This is a genomic window from Streptomyces solincola (genome assembly GCF_002982015.1).
GTDB lineage: Bacteria > Actinomycetota > Actinomycetes > Streptomycetales > Streptomycetaceae > Streptomyces > Streptomyces solincola.
Genome location: NZ_PVLV01000682.1, coordinates 1 through 2,575, shown reverse-complemented (window position 1 = coordinate 2,575; position 2,575 = coordinate 1). Strand labels below are relative to the sequence as shown.

The 2,575-nt window shown below is 74.6% G+C and carries 3 protein-coding genes; all 3 read right to left on the bottom strand.

The genetic code is table 11. The features are described 5' to 3' along the window. A partial coding sequence (locus C6N75_RS29235) for a response regulator (protein WP_146132716.1) occupies positions 1 to 408 on the bottom strand: 408 nt, incomplete at its 3' end. Then, complete coding sequence (locus C6N75_RS29230) at positions 401 to 1,648, bottom strand: sensor histidine kinase (RefSeq protein WP_105871853.1); 1,248 nt, start codon at positions 1,646 to 1,648, stop codon at positions 401 to 403. The genes C6N75_RS29235 and C6N75_RS29230, both read right to left, overlap by 8 nt. Positions 1,649 to 1,655: 7 nt before the next feature. Then, positions 1,656 to 2,543, bottom strand: a complete 888-nt coding sequence (locus C6N75_RS29225) for a DUF5936 domain-containing protein (protein WP_105871852.1) — start codon at positions 2,541 to 2,543, stop codon at positions 1,656 to 1,658. Positions 2,544 to 2,575 lie beyond the last annotated feature (32 nt).

The following is a 2,575-nucleotide window of genomic DNA, read 5'->3' as shown; positions in this document are numbered from 1 at the left end:
AGATGTGTATAAGAGACAGAGGTGGGCGCGGCCCTGGGCGGCGTCGCGTACGGCGGTGGGGAGCTGGTCGGCGGTGAACTCGCCGTGGACGAGGTAGCCGCGGGCGCCCAGGCGCAGGGCCTGGTGGACGATGTCGCTGTCGCCGCTGTAGGTGGTCATCAGGACGGCGGTGAGCGGCACCAGGTGGGGCAGCGCGGTCAGGCCGTCGGCGCCGGGCATCCGGACGTCCAGCAGGACGACGTCGGGGCGGTGGCGCAGGGTCTGCTCGTACGCCTCCCGGCCGTCGGCCGCCTGTGCGGCGACCTCGATGCCGGGGTGGGCGGAGAGCAGGGCGGCCAGGCCCGCCCGGACCACCGGGTTGTCGTCGGCGATGACGACCCGCACGAGCCCGGCGGAGGGTTCAGGCATGGTGGGGGGTCCTCTCGGTCAGGGAGTGGACGGGGAGTTCGACGCGCACTTCGGTGCCGCGGGACGCCTGCCCGCGGCCGATGCGGATGCGGGCGCCGATGGCGGCGGCGCGTTCGACCATGCCGACGACGCCGAAGTGGCCGGAGTTGCGGAGGGTGTTCAGGGTGGTGCCGGGGGGCAGGCCGGCACCGTCGTCGTAGACGGACATGCGGAGGATGTCGGTGTCCACGCCCGCGGTGACGGTGATGTGGCTGGGGCGGGCGTGGCGGTGGGCGTTGTCCATGGCTTCGGCGGCGACGGCGACCAGGTGGCGGGCGACGGCCGGAGGGACGCGGGGCGGGACGGTGAGCGGCGGGGCCGGCGGGCGGTAGGCGGCGATGACGGCGTGGCGGGTGCCGAAGTCGGCGGCACGGGCGGAGAGTTCGGCGGCGAGGTCGACCTGTCCGTCGAGGCCGGTCTCGCGGCGCAGGTCGTCCAGGAGTTCGCGGGACTCGGCGGCGGCGCGCCGGGCCGAGCGGGCGACCAGTTCGGCCTGGCGGCGCAGGGTGTCGGGGTCGTCGCGGTCGGCGGTGGCGGCGAGCGAGTCGGCGGCCAGGGCGAGGCCGTAGAGGGTCTTGGCGGCCGAGTCGTGCATCTCGCGGGCGAGGCGGGCGCGTTCGGACTCGACGGCCTGGTGGGCGGAGAGCCGGGCGCGGGCCTCGGTGAGGGCCTGGCTCGCGGCGCCGACGTCCAGGATGAGGCCGCGCAGGGTGGAGCCGACCGCGCCGGCGATCACGCACAGGCCGGGGAAGAGGAGGGAGGAGGGGTCCACGGCGACGGAGCGGTTGACGCCGTAGGCGAGGAGCAGCAGCAGGGACTGGAGGATGGCGAAGAAGGCGGCGCCGCGCCAGCCGTAGAGGAGTCCGGCCAGGAGCGGGGTGCAGAGGGTGACGTAGGCGAGGACGGACTCGGGGGACGCGGTGGCGAGGAGGAGGGCGCCGCAGAGCGCGTCGACGGCCAGGACGGCGGGGTGGCGGAGGAGGACGGGACCGAAGCGCTCCCAGTCGCGCAGGACGACGTAGGACACCATGAAGGTGACCAGGACGGCGGCGCCGACCAGCCAGGTGCCCAGTCCCGCGGCCGCGCCTTCGAGGGCGAACGGGGTGGCGAGGACGGTCATCGCCAGCCGGAAGCCGAACACCTGCCGGCACAGGGCCTGGAGGGCGTTGAGCTGGAGGGGGAGCGAGGGGATCCCGGTCATGCGGCGCTCACCCGCCGAGGATGTCGGTGAAGTCGACGCCGGAGCCGTAGTAGAAGCTGAGCGCGATGAGGATCATGGTGGCGGGGAGCATCACCAGGGTCACCACGAGCGTCGTCTTGGGGACGGCCTTGGCGGCGGCGCGGCGGGCGTTCTGGGCGTCGGTGCGGCGCATGTCGTTGGCGATCTGGATGAGGGTGTCGACGATGGGCGCGCCCAGCTCCTCGCCCTGCTGGAGCGCGGTGACGAACATCGACACCTGCTCGGAGGTGTTGCGGCGGCGCAGTTGGTCGAAGGCCTCGCGGCGGCCGACGCCCATGTCCAGTTGGCGCAGCACGATGCGGACCTCGTCGGCCCAGGGCCCGGCGTACTGGTCGGCGACGCGTTCGAGGGCCTGGCGGAAGCCGAGTCCGGCGGAGACGACCACGGCGAGGACGTCCAGGAAGTCGGGCAGGGTGCGCTCGATGTCGTCGCGGCGGCGGCGGATGGCGATGCGCAGCAGGACGTCGGTCCAGGTCAGGCCGTAGAGGAGGATGATCGCGGCGAGCGCCCACTGGCCGCGCAGGAGGAGGGCGAGGGCGGCGAGGACGCCGAGCAGGCCGTAGACGGCGCGGCGGGCGGCGTAGCGGTCGACGGTCATGCCGCCGGGGTTGCCGGCCATGTCGATGCGGCGGCGCAGCGCGTCGGTGCGCCGGGGGCCCATCAGTCCGAGGACGGACGGCGCCCACCGCATGCCGAGCCGGTCGACGCCGGAGCCGACGGCGGTGGTGCGGGTGGCCCCGACCTCCAGGGCGAGCACCAGGTCGCCGGGCAGCTTCGCCTCGGCCCGGTACATCCGGACGCCGGCGAACGCGCCGCACACCGAGAGGGCGAGGACGGCGGCCAGGAGCAGGCCCACGGCGGGTTCCTTTCCGGGAGGGAGAGGGAGGG